The 19,904-nt window shown below is 41.2% G+C and carries 16 protein-coding genes and 1 pseudogene; 4 read left to right on the top strand and 13 right to left on the bottom strand.

The genetic code is table 11. The features are described 5' to 3' along the window. Window positions 1-59 precede the first annotated feature (59 nt). Window positions 60-323 (top strand): ubiquinone biosynthesis accessory factor UbiK, encoded by a 264-nt coding sequence (locus BW139_RS04485; RefSeq protein ID WP_076918844.1) that lies wholly within the window; start codon window positions 60-62, stop codon window positions 321-323. Window positions 324-371: 48 nt separating this feature from the next. Here the strand turns inward: BW139_RS04485 and BW139_RS04480 are convergent, their stop codons facing one another. The 8 genes from BW139_RS04480 to ilvG form a co-directional block, all read right to left on the bottom strand. Further along, on the bottom strand, window positions 372-1,016 hold the full coding sequence (locus BW139_RS04480) for an NADH dehydrogenase (RefSeq protein ID WP_076918843.1): 645 nt from the start codon (window positions 1,014-1,016) through the stop codon (window positions 372-374). A 1-nt stretch (window position 1,017) separates the two neighbouring features. Further along, window positions 1,018-1,683 carry a carbonate dehydratase gene (can, locus tag BW139_RS04475; RefSeq protein WP_008112739.1) on the bottom strand — a complete coding sequence of 222 codons (666 nt, stop codon included), beginning with the start codon at window positions 1,681-1,683 and terminating at the stop codon, window positions 1,018-1,020. A gap of 10 nt (window positions 1,684-1,693) precedes the next feature. Then, on the bottom strand, window positions 1,694-2,881 hold the full coding sequence (locus tag BW139_RS04470) for a methyltransferase (protein ID WP_076918842.1): 1,188 nt from the start codon (window positions 2,879-2,881) through the stop codon (window positions 1,694-1,696). 107 nt (window positions 2,882-2,988) lie between these two features. Further along, complete coding sequence (locus BW139_RS04465; RefSeq protein ID WP_076918841.1) at window positions 2,989-3,972, bottom strand: ABC transporter substrate-binding protein; 984 nt, start codon at window positions 3,970-3,972, stop codon at window positions 2,989-2,991. A gap of 143 nt (window positions 3,973-4,115) precedes the next feature. Continuing rightward, window positions 4,116-5,669 (bottom strand): threonine ammonia-lyase, biosynthetic, encoded by a 1,554-nt coding sequence (ilvA, locus tag BW139_RS04460; RefSeq protein ID WP_008112742.1) that lies wholly within the window; start codon window positions 5,667-5,669, stop codon window positions 4,116-4,118. 2 nt (window positions 5,670-5,671) lie between these two features. Further along, complete coding sequence (ilvD, locus tag BW139_RS04455; protein ID WP_036985091.1) at window positions 5,672-7,528, bottom strand: dihydroxy-acid dehydratase; 1,857 nt, start codon at window positions 7,526-7,528, stop codon at window positions 5,672-5,674. A 101-nt stretch (window positions 7,529-7,629) separates the two neighbouring features. Continuing rightward, window positions 7,630-7,872 carry an acetolactate synthase 2 small subunit gene (gene ilvM / locus BW139_RS04450; RefSeq protein WP_076918840.1) on the bottom strand — a complete coding sequence of 81 codons (243 nt, stop codon included), beginning with the start codon at window positions 7,870-7,872 and terminating at the stop codon, window positions 7,630-7,632. After that, window positions 7,869-9,518 carry an acetolactate synthase 2 catalytic subunit gene (ilvG, locus tag BW139_RS04445; protein ID WP_076918839.1) on the bottom strand — a complete coding sequence of 550 codons (1,650 nt, stop codon included), beginning with the start codon at window positions 9,516-9,518 and terminating at the stop codon, window positions 7,869-7,871. Before ilvG ends, ilvM begins: the two co-directional genes overlap by 4 nt. Before the next feature lie 528 nt (window positions 9,519-10,046). Here ilvG and BW139_RS04440 point away from each other — a divergent pair. From BW139_RS04440 to BW139_RS04430, 3 genes are all read left to right on the top strand, one after another. Continuing rightward, the gene (locus BW139_RS04440) at window positions 10,047-11,720 is read left to right on the top strand and encodes a phosphoethanolamine transferase (protein ID WP_076918838.1); all 1,674 of its coding nucleotides are present in this window, start codon (window positions 10,047-10,049) and stop codon (window positions 11,718-11,720) included. Continuing rightward, complete coding sequence (locus BW139_RS04435; protein WP_010390346.1) at window positions 11,717-12,088, top strand: diacylglycerol kinase; 372 nt, start codon at window positions 11,717-11,719, stop codon at window positions 12,086-12,088. The genes BW139_RS04440 and BW139_RS04435 overlap by 4 nt, the downstream gene beginning before the upstream one ends. Before the next feature lie 245 nt (window positions 12,089-12,333). Beyond that, window positions 12,334-13,212 carry a TraB/GumN family protein gene (locus BW139_RS04430; protein ID WP_076918837.1) on the top strand — a complete coding sequence of 293 codons (879 nt, stop codon included), beginning with the start codon at window positions 12,334-12,336 and terminating at the stop codon, window positions 13,210-13,212. 6 nt (window positions 13,213-13,218) lie between these two features. On the opposite strand, the gene BW139_RS04425 is transcribed toward BW139_RS04430, so the two are convergent. The 5 genes and pseudogenes from BW139_RS04425 to BW139_RS04405 all read right to left on the bottom strand — a co-directional run. Continuing rightward, window positions 13,219-14,670: an ATP-binding cassette domain-containing protein gene (locus BW139_RS04425; RefSeq protein ID WP_076918836.1), complete on the bottom strand. Its 1,452-nt coding sequence runs from the start codon at window positions 14,668-14,670 to the stop codon at window positions 13,219-13,221. 67 nt (window positions 14,671-14,737) lie between these two features. Continuing rightward, on the bottom strand, window positions 14,738-16,462 hold the full coding sequence (locus tag BW139_RS04420) for a response regulator (RefSeq protein WP_076918835.1): 1,725 nt from the start codon (window positions 16,460-16,462) through the stop codon (window positions 14,738-14,740). Window positions 16,463-16,578: 116 nt separating this feature from the next. Next, window positions 16,579-18,909: a fatty acid cis/trans isomerase gene (locus BW139_RS04415; protein ID WP_076918834.1), complete on the bottom strand. Its 2,331-nt coding sequence runs from the start codon at window positions 18,907-18,909 to the stop codon at window positions 16,579-16,581. Then, window positions 18,909-19,271 carry a hypothetical protein gene (locus BW139_RS04410; protein ID WP_076918833.1) on the bottom strand — a complete coding sequence of 121 codons (363 nt, stop codon included), beginning with the start codon at window positions 19,269-19,271 and terminating at the stop codon, window positions 18,909-18,911. The genes BW139_RS04415 and BW139_RS04410 overlap by 1 nt, the downstream gene beginning before the upstream one ends. Before the next feature lie 511 nt (window positions 19,272-19,782). Continuing rightward, window positions 19,783-19,904: pseudogene (locus BW139_RS04405) on the bottom strand (elongation factor Tu); the annotation flags it as partial.

The raw sequence follows: 19,904 nt of genomic DNA, 5'->3' as shown, positions 1-19,904 counted from the left end.
GCCTAGCCAATAAGGTAATATTAGTTATTATCATTTTAGGCAACAGGCAAGGGACGACTATGATTAACCCAGCAAAACTTGAAGAAATTGCGAAACAGATCACTAATAACATGCCACAAGGCGTAAAAAACCTGGCTGACACACTTGAAGGTAAAACCAAGCAAGTGTTACAAAATAAGCTTGCCGAAATGGACTTTGTAAGCCGTGAAGAGTTTGATATTCAAAGCCAAGTGCTGATCCGCACCCGTGAAAAGCTAACTGAATTAGAAGCAAAAGTAGCGATACTTGAACAGCAATTATCAGCAAAAACAGACGTAGAATAATAAATATAACGCCATAGACGAACCTGCTTTATGGCGCTAATCACTCAGTTATTCAAATAGCTCGTCCAGCACATAGTAACCCGTTGCTTGTTGCTGCTCTATGCTTACCCTCAGCAATTTATTAGCTACTTGCTCACCGGTAATGGGTCTATACCGTTTGAGGATGCCAAAACGCGTCAGCAGTGGAAGTACCACCTCACCGAGCTTTTCTGCAATTCTAAGCTCTGAACGCTCGCCGACTAATAAAGACGGTTGCAAAATACTCAAGCGTGCAAAGCCAAGCTGCTTTACCTGCTGCTCAAGCTCCCCTTTTATTTTTAGGTAACGGCTCATACTATGTGCATTTGCGCCACTTGACGATACCAAACAATAATGCGGAACAGCGTTATTGGCCGCCATTTGCGCGCAAATAAATTGGTATTCAAAATCAACTTTACGTTGTGCAGCCACACTACCCGCTTGCTTTAATGTGGTCCCTAAGCAAGAAAAGAACACGTCACCTTTGAACAATTCAACATAATGCGTCAAATTTTCAAAATCAATAACATGGCTAATTAATTTAGGGTGGGAAAAGTCTAATTGGCGGCGCGATAAACTCACTACCTTTGAATAGCAAGGAGATGCTAACAGCTGCTGTAATAACTGGCTGCCAACTAAGCCGGTACTGCCGATTATTAGCGCCGTTTTAGCCATATTAAAGGTGACTGTCCGCAGATTTATTTAGTACATGGTGTACTGCTTTTTTATAGCTTTCACACTCTTCTTCGGCACAACTAACTACCGATTCTAAGTCATGCAAATGACCATTTTCTAAGCCATATACCCAACCATGCACCGTGAGTTCCTGGCCTCTTAACCATGCATCTTGAACAATGCTGGTTCGTGATACGTTACGCACTTGCTCAATCACATTGAGTTCTATTAAACGATCCAGGCGTTGTTTTTCTGGCAGAGCATTAAGTTGCTCTAGGTGTTTTTCTTTTACATCACCAACGTGGCGAAGCCAGTTATCAATAAAGCCAAAGCGGTCCTCATTTAGTACCGCTTGCACGCCACCGCAACCGTAGTGGCCAACTACCATAATATGCTTTACTTTTAATACTTCGACCGCGTACTGCATAACCGATAAACAATTATGATCGGTGTGAACGACTACGTTGGCAACATTACGGTGCACAAACAGCTCACCCGGCAGTAAATCAACAATTTGATTAGCTGGCACCCGTGAGTCAGAGCAACCAATCCATAAGTATTCTGGGTTTTGTTGCATCGATAAAATTTTAAAAAATTCAGGGTTCGCTTCGCTCGTTCTTGATGCCCAGCGTTTATTATTTTCTAGTAAGTTATTTAAATTTCTCATTACATCTCTTTTAGGTCGAGGGCGTTTTTAAACTGGCTAAAATTAAAATATTACGGGGTGTTAATTGCTTCTCACAAAATGTATTAACACTGACGTCATAGCCTTGCTGCTGCAAATATAAAGCACGATCGAGCACAAGCCAAACTTCTATTGCTCTTCTAAACACATGTCGAACCAGTTCAACTCGCTCTGTTACTTTTTTTCGCGCCTGCCCAATCAATAAAAACTTATTGTAATCAATATCTTTTGGTAGCTTTAAAGCTTTTTTATCAGCTGCCCAGTTACAAAACGCTGCAAACGAATCTGAAAATATCGCTTTATTTACTGAAGGAACGCTGACATACACTGACTCACCAGTAAGTGACTTTCTTAAGGCATCAAATCCAAGTCGCCACTCCACTTCTGTTTTTCGCACTTTACCTACTCGCGAAGGAGCTGTAACCGTTTCTTGCAGGGCGAGCTTTAAATCTCTGTGGGTTAAATTAAGCCTGCTTTGCTGAGCGTACTCGCTCATCACTTGGTAATTATTATCAGTAAATAAATGATAGCAACAAGGTGAAAAGCTAATTTGTGGTACTTTTGCCGCACTAGCTTGATGCATAAAAGTTTGGTGTAACGCGCCGCAGGCATGTAAAGCGACAGCATGAGTGTGTGGGTTGAAAAAATCCTGAGTATTATCTTTGAGGACATCGGCTTGGCTAAATTGCATTGCCAGTCCCTGCTGCTGAGCACTTTTTTGCCCTTGTTCACACAAATGAGATTGTAGCTCAACGCTGTGGACACTTTGCGCACCATTAAAAGCTAACATTCGTCCTAAATGGCCTTTACCTGCACACCACTCCAATACAGGCTGGCTACTAGCGGGTAATGCGCCAACAAAGTCTTGTAACTGAGTAAACTTTCGACCTTTAATACCATTACTGATCCAAAACGGGTATTCCTTTCGACTGTTGGGAATGGCAGGTAATGACACTAATCGGCTAAGTTGCTCAACAGCGGGAATATAAGATGAAAAAAACTGATAAAGCTGCTCTTGATCAGAGTCTAACTCGGCAACTGCCTGGTCAGATAAAGCGCTTAAGGGTGCATGTAATTCAGGCCAAGGTAAGACGTCAAAATCAAACGCAGTGCATTGCCAATACGAGCGAGTATTCATTAGCAACGAGTCGAGGGCAGAAAATTGCTCAGTTAAGGTCATAACAGCTTAGGATATAAAAAAGACAATTAATTATACCAGCACAATAGCGCCTATTTAAGCGGTTATTTTTTTACCTAGTAGAGCAAGGGAATAGAGTAAGTAATCCACTAGCGCGATTTAAACATTAAACGTAAATAGAGGGGGATAGAAATAATGCTTATTATAATGGCCGCAATCAGCATCCAAGAAAGCTGCAGCGTTTCTTGTTTTTTATATTTATAAATAAAATCAGCTTTTACTTCATCAAACTTTGTTTGATCAACCTCATATAAATCAGCAATTAAACGCCATTTGGCCATCGACATATTACCCACATTAGTACTCGGTGGAGCAATATAGTCTTTTAGTACCTCTGCCTCATATGCCAGTTGATGGAAGCTGCGATCAGGCGCATAAAACTGCTGGGTAATAGCAATGGCTTCATCCATATTCATTACCGCGTAGCGCCACCCTTTTAAACTCGCTTGATAAAACTTTTCTACCGTATCGGGATGGTACTTAATCATATTGTCGCTGGTAAATAAAATATCCGCGTATACATCCATGCCATAACGTTGTGGACATATAAGTCGATGAGCAACCCCTTGCTGGTCCATATGATAAGGTAAGTCGGTAACATACACTTCTATGGCATCTAGTTTATTTTCCATCCATGCTTGTTGTAATTCATCGCCTTTGTAAACAGCCAGTTTTTCGGTATCAATACCACTGCGCTTAAGCATAGTTAGTAACTCAGAATTACTCTCTTTGCTGACTTCACTTACACGCTTGTTAATAAAATCACGGGCATGAAAAATATCTGAAGTTTCTTTTACCATCCAACAGTAAGGAGAAAACTGTAATATGGCAGCCATGGCAACAAAGGGTTCACCGGCAATACGTCGCTCTAATATACCTGAATGCGCTACACCAAATTGCGCCTCTCCTCGCTCTACCGCACCAAAACTGTTTGGCCTTTTTGGATCTGCTGGAACTATATTGACGTCTAAACCGACCTCATTATAAAAGCCTTTTTGTTTGGCCATATAATAGCCAGCAAATTGAAATTGGTGTGTCCACTTTAGCTGTAGCGTCACTGATTCCTGCGCCATTAAGTGGCTACAAAAAAAGCAGGTGCTAATTATTATTCCTTTAAGTAGCAAAGAAGACTTCCATAAACATGATAATTAATTATAACTATATGTAAAACAGCTAATAAAGCAAGCATCTAGATGAGATGCCTGCTTTGAATAAATTATGCTAGCGCGAGCTTTTCAAGTTTTTCTGCTTGAGGTTGGGTAGTTAAAAACTGAGTAAAACAAGGGTTGTGAGTTTCATCTTGAACACTGTAACCGAGCCGATTTAAGTGCTCATTAAACATCTCATACTGGCTTGGTTCAATCGCAAAACCTGCCAATACATTACCCGTTGACCCGCCATGATTACGATAGTGAAATAAAGTAATATTCCAGTTACTACCCAGCGTATCTAAAAAGCGCGCTAATGCGCCCGGGTACTCAGGAAACTCAAACCGCAGTAAGCGTTCATGTAACTGCTCTGGGGCTTTACCACCAACCATATAGCGTACATGTAGCTTTGCTAATTCGTTATCTGACAAATCGCAAAAGGTATATTTGTTATCTGTTAGACTTTGTTTAAGCTCTTCAAGTTCTGCTAACCCTTGACGCAGTGCAATACCAACAAAAATTTGCGCCTCGCCAGGCCCCGCATAACGATAGTTAAACTCGGTAATAGCACGCCCACCTAAAGATGCACAAAACTGTTTAAAACTACCGCGTTTTTCATCAATGGTCACTGCTAATAAAGCTTCGTTTTTCTCACCCAGCGCAGTGCGTTCAGCCACATAGCGTAAGCGGTCAAAATTTAAGTTAGCTCCTGATAAAATAGCAGCTAAATTCAACCCTTTTAATCCTGATTGTTGGCTCCATTTTTTAAGCCCTGCAGTTGCAAGTGCCCCTGAAGGCTCTGCAATAGCTCGGGTTGACACAAAAATATCTTGCATGGCTGCACATATTTCATCGTCTGATACGGTGACTACTTCATCGCAAAACTTTTGTGCCAATCTAAATGTTTCGCTACCAATTATTTTTACAGCAACACCATCGGCAAAGCTGCCAACCCGATCGAGCTCTACCGGCTCGCCTGCTGCTAAAGCAGCTTTTAAGCAGGCGCTTTCATTCGCCTCGACCCCTATTACTTTGATATCGGGGCGCAGCGATTTAATGTATACCGCCATACCTGCCAGCAAGCCGCCGCCGCCAACAGGAATAAACACCACATCTAAATCGTTAAGCTGTTGCATTAATTCACGGGCAACCGTACCTTGACCAACAATCACATCAGGGTCATCAAATGGCGGCACAAATACGCCGTTTCGCTGCTCAGTTAATTCCAGCGCATACGCTTTTGCGGCATCAAATTGATGGCCATGCAATACGACTTCACCACCCAATGCTCTTACCGCATTAACCTTTATTTCAGGTGTGGTCACGGGCATAACAATGGTGGCTTTATGTCCTAAGTATGAGGCACTTAGTGCCACACCCTGAGCATGGTTACCTGCAGATGCGGTGATCACAACCGAGCCTTTTGGCAGCTTATTTAATTTATTAAAAGCGCCGCGTAATTTAAACGAGTACACGGGCTGCTGATCTTCACGTTTTAACCAAACATGATTACCTAATCGTGCACTCAATTCGGCCATTTCACTTACCTCAGTCACCTTGGCTAAAGGCTCCATATTGGCTTGGATAATCGCGCGAAAATAATCAAGTTCTTGAGAAACCATAACTAGCTAAGCTCCTCCAGTTTGGCTAAATCGCGAACCGCACCTTTATCGGCACTAGTTGCAAGTAGCGCATACGCTTTAAGCGCAGATGATACATAACGATCGCGATTAAGCGGTTTATACGCTTGTTTACCACGAGCCAGTTGTTTTTGCTTGCGAGCTTCAAGCTCTTCATCGCTTAACGCTAGTGTAATTTCTCGGGTGGCAATATCGATGATAATTTTATCGCCGTTTTCAACATAAGCAATTACGCCACCGCTGGCAGCTTCTGGCGATACATGGCCAATCGATAAACCCGACGTGCCACCTGAAAAACGCCCATCAGTAATTAATGCACACTGCTCTGCCAAACCTTTTGATTTTAAATAGCTAGTTGGGTATAGCATTTCTTGCATACCAGGGCCGCCTTTAGGCCCTTCGTAGCGAATAACCACCACATCGCCGGCTTTTACCTCGCCATTTAAAATCCCTTCTACAGAATCATCTTGTGACTCATACACAACCGCAGCACCTTCAAAGTGCAGCATTTCATCAACAACCCCCGCACTTTTAACAATACAGCCATCAACCGCTAAGTTACCGGCAAGTACCGCCAGGCCGCCATCTTGACGAAATGCATGTTCAACACTGCGGATACAGCCGTTTTCACGGTCGTTGTCACCTTCATCCCAACGGCAATCTTGGCTCATTGCTTTGGTGGTACGAATACCAGCGGGGCCAGCACGGTAAAACTTTTGCGCGGCTTCGTTATTCGGATCGGTTGCATCCCATTTTTTAACCAGCTCACCCATTGTCATACCAGCAACATGGTTAACCGATAAATCAACCAGTCCTGCTTTTCCAAGCTCGCGTACTATGGCCATCATGCCACCAGCGCGGTGTACATCTTCAATGTGGTATTGCGCGGTAGCTGGAGCAACTTTACATAAAAACGGGGTTTTTCGTGAAAGCTCATCAATGTGTGACATATCAAAATCAACGCCGGCTTCTTGCGCTGCTGCGAGTAAATGCAATACCGTATTTGATGAACCGCCCATAGCAATATCAACCACCATAGAGTTCATAAATGCGGTTTTATTAGCAATGGCACGAGGCAGTACGTCTTGGTTATCTTTTTGATAATACTCACGGCATAAATCAACAATACGGGCGCCTGCTTCAACATACAGTTGTTTGCGGTCTTTATGGGTCGCAAGCGTGGTCCCGTTACCTGGCAGCGCAAGGCCAATTGCTTCTAGTAAACAGTTCATAGAGTTGGCGGTAAACATCCCTGAACACGACCCACAAGTAGGACATGCAGAGCGTTCAACCTGCTCAGAATCGGCATCACTTACCGATTCATCAGCACCTTTAACCATAGCATCAACCAAATCGAGCTTAATATCGATATTCGCTAATTTAGTTTTACCCGCTTCCATTGGGCCGCCCGATACAAAAATAACCGGAATATTTAAACGCAGTGCGGCTAACATCATCCCAGGGGTTATTTTGTCGCAGTTTGAGATACAAATCATCGCATCAGCACAATGGCCGTTCACCATATACTCTACCGAGTCGGCAATTAAATCACGTGATGGCAGTGAATAAAGCATACCGCCGTGCCCCATGGCGATGCCATCATCGATAGCAATGGTATTAAATTCTTTTGGTACACCACCTGCTTGAGTAATGGTTTCAGCCATCAGTTCACTAAGCTGATTAAGATGCACATGCCCCGGTACAAATTGCGTAAATGAGTTTACAACAGCAATAATTGGCTTACCAAAGTCGGTATCTGTCATGCCTGTTGCACGCCATAATGCTCTTGCGCCTGCGCGTTTACGCCCTTCAGTGGTGGTTGCACTTCTTAATTTAGCCATAGTTACCTCAGTGTTTGCCGCAATTAATGCGGGCATTCCTCATTCTAAAGATTGATGAATAACCAAATAGTCAGTTACTCGTAAAATTCGTTAAATTTATTTTATACAGCCTGTTGCTGTAAGTTTTGTAGCGTCACATGTTTCACATCAACCAATTTATTTAACTGGCTGGTAAGCAAGTAAATTGGTTTATCACTATCAACCGTCATCGCCATATTATATTGACCATCATCCATATTGAGCTGTAAGTGAGTTAAATCAAAACCACGATGACGCACGACACGTAAAAAGCGCTCTATTGCGACACTTTGACTTTTTAAGGCAATAGTTAAGTTGTGTTTCATTGTGCTTTCTCCGTCATCATTTCATCGTTGGCAGCCCCAGGTGGAACAAGTGGCCATACGTTTTCTTTATCATCGATACAAGCATGAACAATATAAGGCCCATCACTCTTTAATAAGGCCGTAATTGCATCATCTACTTGGTTAGCGTGGGTAATAGTTTGTCCAGGAATACCAAACACAGCAGCAAGTTGGACAAAATCAGGGTTGTCTGACAAGTTAGTTTCGCTGTAACGCCCTTCAAAAAATAGCTCCTGCCATTGACGCACCATGCCCAAGCGTTGGTTATCAAGTATTAGTATTTTTACTGGTAAATTATTACGACGAATAGTGGCAAGCTCTTGAATGTTCATCATGATTGAACCATCACCTGAAACGGTGATGACAAAGTCATCTTTACGCGCGATTTGTGCACCTATAGCCGCGGGTAAACCAAACCCCATAGTGCCTGCACCACCACTGCTTAAGTGGTTACAAGGGTGGCTAAACTTCATGTGCTGGGCGACCCACATTTGGTGCTGGCCTACATCACAGCACACCACACTAGTGCTTGGCATACGCAGGCTAAGTTGATTAAGTAGGTAAGGGGCAAATACTTTTTCACCAGGGTAGTCGTAGCGCCACGCGTGTTTAACCTTCATTTGTTTACTATGATCGCACCACGCTTTTGGTGTAACCACGCACTCAAGGGCGGGAAGCGACGTTTTTAAATCAGCAATTAATGACGCTTTTGCGGGTTTACGTTTTCCTACCTCGGCTGCATCTATGTCTAAATGAATCACTTTTGCTTTTGCAGCAAACTTAGCTAAATTGCCCGTTACACGGTCATCAAAGCGTGCGCCAATACACACTAATACATCACATTCTTGCACCGCTAAATTAGCTGCTTGACCGCCATGCATGCCTAACATACCTAAATCATATTCGTAATCAGGTAACACACTGCCTAATGCTTTAAGGGTTGAAACCGCAGGCATTTGCGTTTTATTTAAAAACTGCATTAACTGCGCTTGTGCTCCAGCAGCATGGACCCCGCCACCAACATAAGCAACAGGCTGTTTTGCTTCACTGAGTAATTGGTTGGCAATAGCGACTTGATTTAAATCTAGTTGAGGCAAATATTCATCTACCGCTAACCAAGGTTTAAAAGGTACTTGCGCCATTTGAATGTCTTTGGGGATATCAACCAAAACAGGGCCAGGTCGACCGCTTTGTGCTAAATGCATCGCCTCTTGTAATATTTCGGCTAAATCTTCTGCTCGCTCAACCATATAACTATGTTTAGTACATGAAAGCGACATACCCAACACGTCTATTTCTTGAAAGGCGTCAGAACCAATCGCCGCTGTTGGTACTTGTCCGGTGATGGCAAGTAAAGGCACTGAGTCCATCATGGCATCAGCCAATGCGGTAATTAAGTTAGTAGCCCCCGGACCTGATGTTGCTAAACATACACCTAAGCGGCCAGTACTGCGTGCATAGCCCACAGCAGCAAATCCTGCACCTTGTTCATGGCGAGTGAGGTAATGTTTTACAGGCGCACCATACAAGGCATCGTAAATGGGCATAATAGCACCACCTGGGTAGCCAAATACTTCATCTACGCCGTGCTTGGCGAGTAAATCAATTGTTAGTTCTGCGCCTGTCATTAGTAAATCCTCATTCCTGTGTGACAACCCGTTAAAATTTAATCTTAAAACTAAAAAGCCCCCCGGACGGTTAAGTGCGGAGGGCTTTTCAATGCTTAGTTTTTTAAAGCACTACGAAGCCCTCGCGGGAATAATCACCACGATAATAATCAGGACTAGGTTTAGTGCGTTGTTAAGCATAAAATTTAATACCATTTAATATTCTGTAATTACGAAACACGTGTTTCGCTGTCTTTTTATATTAGTACCGCGCTCAGGGCACTAAGTCAACACCAAATTCAATCCAAAATAATTATAAAAACACGCCAACTTAGGTTTTAAAATCCAATTTATAACATTCAAGTGAATTTTTTATCCCTTCATTTCAGTTAAGGAAATTCACTATTCTTATAATGGTGAATTATGGTTTGATTAATTTTTAGCAAACCGCTGTATTTTATAGCTAACAAAATAAAATAAATTGATTTCTTAAGCGTTTCTTAAGCATGGCGCCCTAGCATAACAACGTTGACTAAAAAGAGACCTGTTATGGATTCAATTTTCAAACTCAGTAAGCAACCACAAGTAAACACTAAAAAACGCTTTTATTTTAACTGTAGCGCTAATGTATTTGTTATTTTAATGGCATGCTATTACGGCTTAATTATTAATATTCCATTTATGCATGGTGCGTTTAGCGCTATTACTTCGTTACACACATTTTCGTGGTTATTTCTATTCTCTGTGCCGCTACTACTTGTGTGCTTGTTAATTATATTTTTTTCTTTGGTGTCTGTTCGCGGGTTATTAAAACCAATCAACTATTTGCTACTTATGCTCTCAAGTGCCGCGCTCTATGGTTCGTTAAACTATGGTGTAGTATTTGATTATTCAATGATACAAAACGCAGCAGAGACAGACTCTAGTGAAGCGTTAAGCTATTTAAACTTGCAACTTATTGGCTTTTTACTGCTTTTTGGCGCTTTACCTGTCTTTGTTTTGAGTCGGATAAACGTAAACTGTGCCCGTCCACACAAAGAAATACTCAGTCGCATTAAATTGCTACTGGCATGCGGTGCATTGATTGCTTTAGTGATAGTAAATTTTTACGCCGATTACGCGGCAACAGGTCGAAATAACCGTATATTGAAAAAAGAAATCATTCCATTTCAATACCTCTCAAGTGGCTATAAATATGCACGTGATCAGCTGCTTTACAGCGATATTAAATTTAAAAATATTGATACCACACCAACTTTAGCATCGCCAAGTACAACACGAGTTACTGTCATAGTAGTAGGTGAAACCGCACGAGCTGAAAACTTTTCCTACCAAGGCTATGAGCGCAATACCAACCAATACACACAAAAACATAATGTCACTTATTTCGATAATGTATCGTCGTGTGGCACGGCCACGGCAGTGTCAGTACCGTGTATGTTTTCACTGCAAACTCATGCCAATTTTTCTCGTTTAGACAGTGATAATCAGCAAAACGTGATTGATTTGATACAGCAAGCAGGCGCAGATGTCTTATGGGTTGATAATAACAGTGGCTGTAAAAACGTCTGCTCGCGCGTACCTACCATTAATATTGATAGCAAAGCATCCGGACTATGTGATGGTAAATACTGTTTTGATGAAGCGTTGCTAGCCCCACTAAAGCACAAGCTTGCTAACTTGAGTCAGGCTAATACGCTTATAGTGCTGCATATGATGGGTTCACATGGCCCTACTTACTTTAAGCGCTACCCTGAAAAATTTAAACAGTTTAGTCCAACCTGCGACCGCAGCGATATTCAAAACTGTAACGCTGAAGAACTGGTTAACACCTACGATAATACAATTGCTTATAGTGATTTTATCAACGCTCAAGTTATTGAACAGTTAAAGGCACTACCAGCCAATATTGATAAGCAATTACTGTATGTGTCGGACCATGGCGAGTCGCTCGGTGAAAATGGTGCGTACTTACATGGCTTTCCCTATGCATTTGCACCAACAGCTCAAACCCATGTGCCTCTTTACATCTGGGCTGATGAGCATAATCAGCGCATTACAGCCAAGTGTCTCAACAATTTAAATAGCACTTTAGCGCAATCACACGATGCTATTTTTCATACCCTTTTAAACTTAACCGGTGTTGCGAGTAAAACCTACCAAACCTCTGAAGATTTACTCGCGTCATGTCAAACGATTAACCATAGCGAAACTAAAATATGAATAATAAAACCGTTATAAAACGCCAAGGCCTAATGCGCCTAATTTTTACCTTAAGCCATACATTTAATGGCCTAAAATGGATGAGCCGATTTGAGGCTGCTTTTCAGCAAGAGTTGGTTTTATTTAGTTTGCTAGGCGTATTTGCCTGCTTGCAAGAAATTACTTTAAGTAGCAAATTAATATTGATTGCCAGCTTATTGTTTGTGTTATTTGCTGAGTTGGTCAATACCGCAGTCGAAGTGGTGGTTGATCGCATCGGTAGCGAATATCATGAACTATCAGGCCTAGCTAAAGACATCGCTTCTGCCAGTGTCTTTATCGCCATGCTGATCACCGTTCTGCTTTGGTGGTCTGTTTTATGGGCTTAATTTGCCAAAGTAAAAAAAGCATTAGTGCTGCCGTAGGTCATGGTGGTGTTTTTTCTCAGTCTATGAAGCTTTTCACGAATCGCCTTGAGTTCATAACAAAGTGAACGCGCTTTGACTAATTTTGGCAACATGGCCTACAGCAATAATTGGTATCAATAGCGCTTTTAATCTGGCATTTTTACGTTACCTATATAGTAAACTAAGTTAGTATTTATAAAACAACTTAAACATGGCTAGGATTTTTTATGAAAGTGTCATTGCGTATCAGTCATTTATTGATAACGTTCGTTTTTTTAGCATTTAGTGTCAATGGCTATGCAGCTCCTGCTATATTCAAAATAGAAAAACAAGGCGCTAGTTCGTATTTATTTGGCACCGTGCATGTAGGTGATGCCAGCATGAAAGGGCTACCACAAAAAGTGACTCACGCACTGGATAACAGCAAGCAAGTGGTTGTTGAAGTGGATATTAGTAAGCTATCACCTTTACAAATGCAGCAACGCTCTATGCCGTATATGCTGCTTAATAACGGGCGCACACTACAGAGTGAGCTGTCGACAGAAAATTATCAACTCCTGAAAGACTACTTTGCTAAAAAGTCGATTGATATTGCCATGTTCAACAGCTTTAAACCTTGGGCTGTGATGTTAACCATGATGCAAATTGAGTTTCAAAACGCAGGATATTCAGATAAAAATGGCATTGATAAGCAAATATTAGATTATGCCCAACAGCATAATATTAAAATTGCAGAGCTTGAAACCATAGAGCAGCAACTACAAATGTTTAATGGGTTAGAGTCATTAAGCAACGCTATGATGGCAGAAACCTTTGAACAACTCAGTGATATTAATACCTACTTTATTTCTCTAGTAAATGCATGGAAACAGGGCGATATGAAAACCCTAACCAGCTACTACCACACAAGTTTTGATAACAGCCAATACGGCCAACAAAGCGAACAAGTGATGCTAATTGAGCGTAATAATAATTGGGTCACTCAGCTCACCCCAAAACTTGAACAAGGCAATATTTTTATAGCGGTAGGTGCTCTGCATTTAGTTGAGCAACATGGCTTAATTAAACAACTGCGTGACCAAGGATTCACGGTGACTCAGTTATAAACAAGCTTATATAATCGACTCACTATGAGCCGTATGCTGTTCATAGTAAGTTGGTTTAAAATCTTCCATTTTTAAGGTGTGTTCAATCCCTTTAATGGTATCTGCTGCATGATGGTTTACATAAATAACGGTACTCGTTTTTGCAGCACACACCTTTTCTATCAGCAGTAAAACGCGTTGACGATTTGCCTCGTCAAGCCCTAAACATGGCTCATCCAAAATAACTAATGCGGGGTGTTTAACCATTGCGCGTACAATCAGTAATAAGCGCTGATCGCCATACGATAGTTGAGTAAAAGCGCAATTTGCTTTATCGCTTAGGCCAATTAATGCCAGCCACTGTTTCGCTAACCGCATTTGTAACTCGCTGGCTTGTTGATATAAACCAATACTATCGAAAAACCCAGAGATAACAGTATTGAGCGCCGAAATACTCACTCTATACTGTAAATGCAAAGTATTAGAGATATAACCAATATGCTGTTTTATATCCCAAATACTCTCTCCTGTGCCACGCTTAAAACCAAACACCTCAATCTCATTGTTATAACACTGAGGGTTATCACCGGTGATTAAATTTAATAAACAGGTTTTTCCTGAGCCATTCTTGCCGGTAAGTTGCCAATGTTGGTGTTGCTTAATCGTCCAGTTTAAGTTTTCAAAAATAGTCTGTTCACCATAACGTACATGCGTATCAGTAAGCTTAACGAGTGGCGCGTTTACATTTGAAATAAAAGTAGGCTCGGGTGAATCTGGAATAGTTATAGATGTATGTTCTAAATGCAGTAACTTAAACAAATCGGCTCGTTTTGCTGCGCACGGTTTTGCTAAGCTATGTTGTAAAAGACCCTTGCTCACATAAGCAAAGTGATCAACAAACGCAGGAATTTCATCAACACGGTTTAGTACAAACACAAAGCAAGTGTGCGTACTCAGTTGCTTTAATAGGCGGTTTAACTGCCTAGCCGATTCAGTGTCTAAGCCATCAAATGGTTCATCAAGCACAACTAAATCACTATTAGCAGACAGTGCTTTAATCAATAATAATTTACGTGTTTCACCGGTCGATAAATCAGTAAAATTACGATTAAGTAAGGCATCAAAATTAAGAGCAGTAATTAGCTGTTGACATAAATCGCGATTAATTTCAGGCGCAGAAAAGAGTATGTCGGTTACTTTTTGTGGTTTATCACTTTTGCGATTAGCGCTTAATAACTGCTTTTGTAAATCACTTGAAACTAACTGTAGATTATTAAAAGTACTATGGCGTTGCCCACTTTGTTGCTTGGCTTCACCAATAAGCGTAGCCCCAAGCACAGATTTACCGGCGCCATTGCCGCCAAGCAATACCCAGTGTTCCCCCTGTTTTACTTGCCAAGTTAAATCCTTAATATAATACCGATTATTGCCACCGGTGGATAAATGACCATTAAATTGCTGAAGTAAAATTGAGCGCACACTAGCTACCAAAATAAGTCTTAAAAATTCAAATTAACGTACAAAATAACAATTAGGCAAGTGAGATTTAATCAACCTCTGTTAGAAGAGCATCGTTTAGTGCCGCTATTATACTTTGCTGATCTATGGGTTTATGAATATGACTTATTGCTCCACAAGCTTTAGCGCGAGCTATATCACTATCAGAAGTGTTTGCGGTAACCACAATAATGGGTCGTGTTTTGTCTTTTTCATGCAGCAGCTTTGTGGCTTCAAAGCCATCCATAACCGGCATATTTAAATCCATAAATATAACATCATAGCTATTTTCAGCCGCCATTTCACAAGCGACTTTGCCATTTTCAGCCGATTCAACCTGTATGTTCAAAGAACTTAATAACTTTGTTAGTACCAACATGTTGAGCGGGTTATCTTCAACCACTAAACACTTAAGATCATCAGGCAAGCGCGTTGGCATAGTTTCGCTTGTGTCCATCTCTAATGGTAGGCTCAAAAATACAATGGCGCCTTGTGGATGATTATTCTCAAAACGAATGTCGCCATTAAGCGCATTAACAATATATTGCACGCGGGTAAGCCCTGTTCTGAGGCCTTGAAAATGGTTACTTTGTTGATTGTTATCTAATTCGAGCTGACCAACCGGGTGGCTAAAGCCACAGCCACTGTCTTTTATGCTTAACTCTAACTGATGGTTATTGAGCGTAGCAATGACGGTGACCTCTCCTTGCTCAGTAAACTTTAATGCGTTATTAAGTAGTTCAGAAACAATTTGCTGTAGGCGTGCGTGATCTACAATCACCGCGCAATCTAAGCTCGGCGCTAACTCGGTAATTAGCTTTAACCCTTTCTCAGTACAGCCATATTGATACACCGCCAGTACTTTGTTCAAGGTGGTCAGTAGATTGTCTGAGGTTGGCTTTAACGACCAGCGATTTAAACTAAGCGCTTGCAAATCTTGAAGTTCATCTAGCATTGCTAGCAACCGAGTTGAACAGTACTGAGCTTGACGCTTAATTTGTTGTTGCGAGCTGGGAATGCTTAACTCATTTATAGAACTAATTAATCCCTGTAACGGGGTTCTAAACTCGTGACTGGCGCGTGCAATAAAATGTTCTTTATTCTGACTGACTTGCTCGGCAAATTCTTTTTGTTGTTGATACTCAAGCAGGGTCTGCAAAACTTGCCTTTCCATTGGCATAAACACAAACCTTAACTCTAGAAACAATAACGCTAGAGTCAAAAACCAACACAACAGCTCAATATTGGCAACCCAATTAACCTTTGTCACCGCTTGCTGCTCAAATAAGCTCACCGCGATGTCTAATTTTTTTAATAATGCTTCAATCTCGCCTACAGAAAACACCACGGGATTCGCTTGTTCTTGTTGGGTCAGTAATTTTTTTGCTTGTTTTATAAAACTAGATACCTCGGTATCTAAGCTACTTGGGGCGGCATAATATAAATCAACTAAAGCAGCATTTAAATAAATCGCCTCACCTTGCTCATTTTTAGTGAGTAAAAAAGTATGTCCTTGTTCGAATAGCCCAAGTGAATATGCTAATGATTTAAGATGTTGTGCATTACTAGTGGTTTCGTTTATTAATGCGTTACTATGCCACGCTATTTTTTGTGACAGCATCCGTTGCTTACCTGCTATATTGATAATTTTCGCATCGTATTTTTGCACAGAAAAGACGTATTGCATGAGTAATGCGGATACGCTGATCAGCAAGGCAATAGCAATTAATGCCCACCGATAACGTTTTCGAATACTCTTTACAATATTAAACATAAACCAAGCTGCTTCTTATTTTCACTTTAATCTAACTGTAGCAAGTTAATCAGTTAATTCACTAATTATTAGATATAAAAAAGCCCAACTAAAAAGCTGGGCTACTTACAATATCATTAACGGTTTTCTAATCGGTTATAATCAAACATACCAAACTCAATCCCTCGATACTGGCGGGCAACGTGATGTAATATATCGCTGTATTGCCAAAACTGCGGGTGCGTTCGACGAATCGCAAATTTGGACTTTAAAGCCCGATAATCCGCCTCTACTTGCATAAGCGGTAGCTGCTCTGCAAATGCAGCAACTTGTTGCGGGTTATTTAAATACCAAATTGCTGATGGGTAATCACCAATAAAGCCTGGCACAATCGTCACGGTATCCTCTTCATAAGCACGCTGTCCGTCTTCGTTTAATAAGCTCGAAATATTATAATGGGCGTTATGATGAATAATCGTGTAGGCCTTATGCTCATCTTGCTCCTTTACTAATACATACGATAGCTGCGGGAGTAAGTTAATAGCTTTAGCAGGCATGGAATTAATTGCACTTAATGGTGCAGGAACTTTTTTATAGTCATAACGAGGACTCAATACCGGCTCAAGCGTTTGTTTAATTAATCCATATAACTCTGATTGTGGCTTATCAGTTCGGTAATTAATACCACTGGGCTGACTAAACTCACGGTTATTTTCGAAAAAGGTCGATAGACTTGGCGGTGATTTACGATACCAACTTTGCTTAATGGCTTCGCGTTGTGACTCGGGTAATAACGCAAGGAAATTTTGCTCGCCTTCCAAGCGCAAAAAATCCATGTATAAACGTGTTATTAATTGGTGGCCAATATTGCCATACACATCAAAGCCTGCCACTAGTAAGTAGTGAATGCGCTCAAACAGTGCGTAGTCAAGTACCCACATTGTTTTAGGTTGCTGGCCAATAAGCCCTTTTACAACTGTTGCACTATCGAAATGGCGAAAAATTGTCAGCGCCGCATTTTGGTTATGCCCCTCCCCTTTCCACAATAAATCCGTGGTTAAGTGCTCGCCATTTTTGAACATTTTATTAGCTAGCTCTACCTTCGCTTGTAAGTAACGTTTTTCACGAACTGAATATTTTACCCAGTTAGAAATAGGTAGCGCATTACTCTCCTCCGCTGCTGGTAACTCTAATGCGTCTTCATGTTGCATTAGCATTTTACCAACCTCTGGAGTCGCCACTTTTTTAGGATCGGCAAATGCCACCCAAAAATGGTCATTAATTACGTTCAATGCAATTTGACCACGGCAAACAGGCCCTTTAATGAAGCCCATAATAATTAACTCAGCTTCATCGAGCATAAATTGATATTTAGCATCAATAGGCAGTGCTTCAAAAGTTTTAAATGGGTTTGAGGCAAGTGCTGGCTCATAGCTTGGTAAACTAGATACAGTGTATTTTGGTGCGATGAACTGCTGATATAAGCGCGTTAACTTCTCATCCGTTAACTTAAGTGGCAAATGCGTTTTTGACAAAATAGTAGAACGGTCGTGAAGCAGTCGATAATAAACACGCTCAACGTTTGGCTTATCATAAGGGCGACGGGCGTTAATTAACTTAATATCTTCACCCGGAGGGGTGCTTGAGCGTACCAACTTAAAAAAGTTTGGGGATTGCACATCACTAAAATAGATGTGCGCTAAAAACCAATGTTCATAAATATAACGCGCTGATAACTGATACTTCAAACCATCTTGATTTAAAAATGCTTCCCAGTTTTTTACTTTTGCAAGCTCAGTAGCTGATGGCGGCTTAATATGCGCCATTTTCCCGCCTTTTTTAATCCAATTTTGTAAGTGCTGAAATTCAGCAGCCGACACACCAGGTAAACCATAGGGCATACCTGCATGCGGTTGCTCATCGGCTAATTGATCGAACTCACCCATGGTCGCACAACTTTGGTTGCGGCTAAGCGAAAAATCAAAGCGCTCATCTAATACTTCATCTTCTGGCAAAGGTGAACTTTGCTTTAATACCAGCGTATTAAATAACACACTACCCGCTAAATTGGCTTCTTCATTTTGTGCTCGCTCGTTTAATACCGGGCTAAACTCTTTATCACGCCATTGCTCAGTGGTAGTTGCATCAAATAATAATCGGCTCGGCGTTGAGGCTAATAACCGAGTACCATCGTATACCAGCTCTTTACTCAGCCCTCTATCTATCCCCTCAGGAGACGACAACTTTAATTGGCAAGGCGCATCATAACAACCATGGCATACTACGCAGCGAGTGTCTATTACAGGCTTTACATGCTGAAGAAATTCGGCACCTTCACCACTTTTGGCGTCAACAATACGCGCTTGTGTTTTTTCGGGACCAAACAGCTCGTTATAATGCGCATTCCCTAAGTAGGCACAGCCACTTAAAATAATCAGCACAAAGGTACTTATAATGACCTTCTTCATTACTCTGCCTCGTCGCCTAAATCGAATGTTGGCATCATATCGATTTGAGGTGACACAAACGTTAGATCATCAGCTGTAGTCACTGCAGCGCTTAATAGAGGGCCTTGAGTAAGCGTTAGTTGAGCGTCATGCTCGCTTTGCTCTACGCTTGAAAAGCTTGAATTGATAGTATTCAACTCATATTCCGTAATGCTTATGCCAATACTACTGTCAGCACTGGGGTTTTGGCATAGCTGAGTCAGTAGTTCATCGCTTAAAATAACTGAAATTTCTAAGTCAGGCTGCGCTAAGTCACGAGTACTGAGTGTTTCATCTAGAATAAATAAAGGGAGGGTTAAATTGCTATCTTGTTCAAGTTCCATTGGACTCTCTGCGCTACTGACTATTTAATTATTACCTATTATAACAACGTTCCAACTTAAATAACGATAAACACGCTTTAAAATAGCCTAGTTATTTTTTAAGCAGCGGTATCAATGCTGTTTTAAACTTCGTTACGGCAACAGCAGGGACGCCAAACTTCACTCACTGAAACCTGAAACCTCGCACCTGAAACCTGTACTTTATTGCAGACATTAAAAAACCCGAGACTAAGCTCGGTTTTTTTTAGTATTAATTGGCTAGACTAAGTATTACTCAACGATAGTTGCTACAAAGCACCGATGCCTAAGGTAAAAGCACCACCTTCATGCTTTATCATATGGGTTAGATAAAACTCAACCCAAGTGACAGTGTTAAAATTAACACCTAACTGCTTTACCTAAAACCTGAAACCTCGCACCTGAAACCTGTACTTTATTGCAGACATTAAAAAACCCGAGACTAAGCTCGGGTTTTTTTAATGCTTAATGCTTAATGCATTACAACAGTTGATTACTCAACGATAGTTGCAACAACACCAGCACCAACAGTACGGCCACCTTCACGGATAGCGAAACGAAGACCTTCGTCCATCGCGATTGGCGCGATTAGAGTTACTGTCATCTTAACGTTAT

It is taken from the genome of Pseudoalteromonas sp. SK18, from assembly GCF_001974855.1.
Taxonomy (GTDB): Bacteria; Pseudomonadota; Gammaproteobacteria; order Enterobacterales; family Alteromonadaceae; genus Pseudoalteromonas.
This window is presented reverse-complemented; position numbering and strand designations above follow the sequence as displayed.

Excerpts from the sequence above, each read along its gene's own strand:
- BW139_RS04485 (WP_076918844.1), top strand. The coding sequence starts at position 60 with ATGATTAACCCAGCAAAACTTGAAGAAATTGCGAAACAGATCACTAAT.
- BW139_RS04480 (WP_076918843.1), bottom strand. The coding sequence starts at position 1,016 with ATGGCTAAAACGGCGCTAATAATCGGCAGTACCGGCTTAGTTGGCAGC.
- can (WP_008112739.1), bottom strand. The coding sequence starts at position 1,683 with ATGAGAAATTTAAATAACTTACTAGAAAATAATAAACGCTGGGCATCA.
- BW139_RS04470 (WP_076918842.1), bottom strand. The coding sequence starts at position 2,881 with ATGACCTTAACTGAGCAATTTTCTGCCCTCGACTCGTTGCTAATGAAT.
- BW139_RS04465 (WP_076918841.1), bottom strand. The coding sequence starts at position 3,972 with ATGGCGCAGGAATCAGTGACGCTACAGCTAAAGTGGACACACCAATTT.
- ilvA (WP_008112742.1), bottom strand. The coding sequence starts at position 5,669 with ATGGTTTCTCAAGAACTTGATTATTTTCGCGCGATTATCCAAGCCAAT.
- ilvD (WP_036985091.1), bottom strand. The coding sequence starts at position 7,528 with ATGGCTAAATTAAGAAGTGCAACCACCACTGAAGGGCGTAAACGCGCA.
- ilvM (WP_076918840.1), bottom strand. The coding sequence starts at position 7,872 with ATGAAACACAACTTAACTATTGCCTTAAAAAGTCAAAGTGTCGCAATA.
- ilvG (WP_076918839.1), bottom strand. The coding sequence starts at position 9,518 with ATGACAGGCGCAGAACTAACAATTGATTTACTCGCCAAGCACGGCGTA.
- BW139_RS04440 (WP_076918838.1), top strand. The coding sequence starts at position 10,047 with ATGGATTCAATTTTCAAACTCAGTAAGCAACCACAAGTAAACACTAAA.
- BW139_RS04435 (WP_010390346.1), top strand. The coding sequence starts at position 11,717 with ATGAATAATAAAACCGTTATAAAACGCCAAGGCCTAATGCGCCTAATT.
- BW139_RS04430 (WP_076918837.1), top strand. The coding sequence starts at position 12,334 with ATGAAAGTGTCATTGCGTATCAGTCATTTATTGATAACGTTCGTTTTT.
- BW139_RS04420 (WP_076918835.1), bottom strand. The coding sequence starts at position 16,462 with ATGTTTAATATTGTAAAGAGTATTCGAAAACGTTATCGGTGGGCATTA.
- BW139_RS04415 (WP_076918834.1), bottom strand. The coding sequence starts at position 18,909 with ATGAAGAAGGTCATTATAAGTACCTTTGTGCTGATTATTTTAAGTGGC.
- BW139_RS04410 (WP_076918833.1), bottom strand. The coding sequence starts at position 19,271 with ATGGAACTTGAACAAGATAGCAATTTAACCCTCCCTTTATTTATTCTA.